This is a genomic window from Acetomicrobium mobile, assembly GCF_937920065.1.
The window spans coordinates 1-2,570 of the sequence record NZ_CALETC010000332.1; the positions used below are offsets into that span (position 1 = coordinate 1).

The 2,570-nt window shown below is 42.1% G+C and carries 4 protein-coding genes; 1 reads left to right on the forward strand and 3 read right to left on the reverse strand.

What is annotated here, in order from left to right; all coding sequences use genetic code 11:
• Positions 1-9: 9 nt before the first annotated feature.
• Positions 10-732, reverse strand: coding sequence for a molybdopterin-binding protein (locus Q7P41_RS12325; RefSeq protein WP_303884653.1), 723 nt, complete (start codon positions 730-732; stop codon positions 10-12).
• On the reverse strand, positions 713-937 hold the full coding sequence (locus Q7P41_RS12330; protein WP_303884654.1) for a hypothetical protein: 225 nt from the start codon (positions 935-937) through the stop codon (positions 713-715). Before Q7P41_RS12330 ends, Q7P41_RS12325 begins: the two co-directional genes overlap by 20 nt.
• A gap of 137 nt (positions 938-1,074) precedes the next feature.
• Here Q7P41_RS12330 and Q7P41_RS12335 point away from each other — a divergent pair, with 137 nt between their 5' ends.
• The gene (locus tag Q7P41_RS12335) at positions 1,075-1,887 is read left to right on the forward strand and encodes an XdhC family protein (protein WP_303884657.1); all 813 of its coding nucleotides are present in this window, start codon (positions 1,075-1,077) and stop codon (positions 1,885-1,887) included.
• Here the strand turns inward: Q7P41_RS12335 and Q7P41_RS12340 are convergent.
• Entirely contained in the window at positions 1,850-2,464 is a 615-nt protein-coding gene (locus Q7P41_RS12340; RefSeq protein WP_303884658.1) for a nucleotidyltransferase family protein, read from the reverse strand. The two genes, Q7P41_RS12335 and Q7P41_RS12340, sit on opposite strands and share 38 nt — an antisense overlap.
• Positions 2,465-2,570: the final 106 nt, after the last annotated feature.

Here is a 2,570-nt window from a genome sequence, read left to right on the forward strand (position 1 = left end):
CTTTAGAATTCAAATCTTCACCCCAAAAGAACAATTTGGAAAGGTACAATTTTTGCAACGCTTACATAAACCTCCAACACCAAAACGGCGAATTTCTTCAAGCGTTGGGACCAAACCAGCAAATATTCTGGGTAAAATTAAGTCCAGGCTGGTCCATTCATCATGAACGACACACGCAGGAGCACCAATGATCACTTTCTCACCTTTTAAGCCTAACATGAGCATTGATCCAGGTAAAACAGGGATTCCCTTAAATTTTATCTCATCACATACTTCCGATATCGCTTGCGGAGAGTTGTCGTCGGCATCCACGCTCATGCCCCCAGTACATATGACTAAATCGGCACCTCTGTTTAAAAAATCACAAATCGCCGCTGAAATTTCATCTGATTCATCTCCCACAATGTTTTGTCCCATTACATTTCCACCAAAGCAAGCCACCTTTTTTTCAAGCTTTGGTCTAAAAGCGTCTTCGATTACTCCCGCTTTAATCTCTCTTCCGGTTGTCACTAGGCCAACCTTAAGAGGATTAAAACCTTTTACTTCAAATCGGGCTGATATCTTTATAGCCTTTTCAAGTTGAGCTTTTTTTATAGCAAGCGGCAAAACTCTAAAGCCAGCTACCAAGTCCCCGGTGCCTACCACCGTATAAGGAAATGCGGTAACTACAACCCAGTCGGGGTCATCGTTTATAAAATGAATTTTATCGGGGTCAAACCAAAGCGGCATCATCTTCATGCACCTCGTCTTCCTCAAGCTCCAAGACCGTCAGGTGCTCTCTTCCCATCGACCTGAGGACACTTATATCCTCTTCCTTGATAACATGGCCTTTCTTAAAACGAGGACCTTTATAGTAACTTTCAACATCTATCTTCGTTAAGTCATGGGATAAAATATGGTTTATGGCTTGATCTAGATTTACGATTTTCTTTCGCATTCGGTAAAAATCCTCCTAAAATATCTTTTGTAAGGTCCGAGCATTTGCATGACCTTCACGGGCTCGTGTATTTTATAATACTAATACTTGTATATTTTATAATAAATGTACATAAAACTGGAGGAGGCAAAAAAGAAATGGATCTTGCTATCATTGAAGCCCTGAAGAACTCCATAGAAAAGGGCAAAAAGAGTGTATTGTGCACAGTAATAGAGGAAGAAGGATCAACCCCTCGAAGCGTCGGCGCAAAAATGCTCGTTTGGGAAGATGGTTCCATAGTTGGAACCATAGGAGGAGGCATCCTTGAGCATCACGTCATCCAAGAAGCGTTGAAAATGATTCGTGATGGCAAGTCAACAACCTTATATAGCGAGGAGTTTATGGCTACTGAAGCTTCTGACCCAAAGGCTGCTTGCGGCGGAAAGGCCACAATTTTCCTAGAGCTTATAGGCAAAAAAAAAGAACTAATTATTTTTGGCGCTGGACATGTAGGAAAAGCCGTAGCACAACTTGGAAGCTTTCTGAATTATGCAGTAACGGTGTGGGATGAAAGGAAAGAGTTCGCCAACCAGGAAAATATCCCCTGGGCCCGAACAATAGCCTGCCCTCTCGATGAGGTCTTTGAAAAACATTTGACATTTCACAATTTAACGCACGTTGTCGTGGTCACAAGAGGACATGCGCTTGACACTGAGGTAGTCCAAAAACTAGATGGTAAAAAATTTGCATATCTGGGCGTAATAGGCTCCAAGCGTAAAGTCGCTGTTATGAAAGACAACCTCCTGAAACTGGACGTATCAAAGGAATTACTGGACAGAATGTTTGCCCCCATAGGACTTCCCATAAAGGCTGAAACACCCGAAGAAATCGCTGTATCAATTATGGCTGAAATCATCGCCGTCGATAATGGAGCTAATGTGCGAGTCCTTCGTCAGCCTCTTGAAGTCTGATCTTTAAAATAGATTCAGCCTTTTTAAGGTCATCAGGCGTATCGACATCCAATGCAACCCCTTCATCATCAACTGGCACCAAAATTCTTTCTTCTGGGGGTGGCATCATATCCTTAAGCGTATAATTTAGCGGGGCACATCGTATGGCTTCGATCATGGGTTCCGGGATCAACAGAGGATGATACCTCTTGTCCTTATAAACTGGTTGGACTACCTTTAATGGATTTTGCTTCAGCAATATTGCCTTAATAGTTTCTGGCTTCACTAGAGGTTGATCGCCAAGTACAATTAAGACATTTCTGGTGCCTTCGGGTAAATGATGTATGCCTGCTTTTATCGACGAAAACATTTCATTTTTGTAGTTAGGATTTTCCACGATGTTTAAACGGGAATCGTGTTTTTTTAACCAGCTTCTCATTAAATCAACTTTATATCCAATAACTACTATAACATCTTGAGGGTTAAAGCCGGATGCACATATTGCATCTAACGTCCAAAACATCATGGGCTTGCCCAAAATAGGCCTCAGCATTTTCGTGTAATTTAACCGTCGTCCCTCACCAGCCGCAAGAAGCAACGCCTTTATAGATATGTCTTACACCTCGCCTTTTACTTTCTATTCTTTAAGGGGGGTATAAACGTCACAAATAACAACAAAGCAGGCACATGGCAACGACCTACTC

Excerpts from the sequence above, each read along its gene's own strand:
- Q7P41_RS12325 (WP_303884653.1), bottom strand. The coding sequence starts at position 732 with ATGATGCCGCTTTGGTTTGACCCCGATAAAATTCATTTTATAAACGAT.
- Q7P41_RS12335 (WP_303884657.1), top strand. The coding sequence starts at position 1,075 with ATGGATCTTGCTATCATTGAAGCCCTGAAGAACTCCATAGAAAAGGGC.
- Q7P41_RS12330 (WP_303884654.1), bottom strand. The coding sequence starts at position 937 with ATGCGAAAGAAAATCGTAAATCTAGATCAAGCCATAAACCATATTTTA.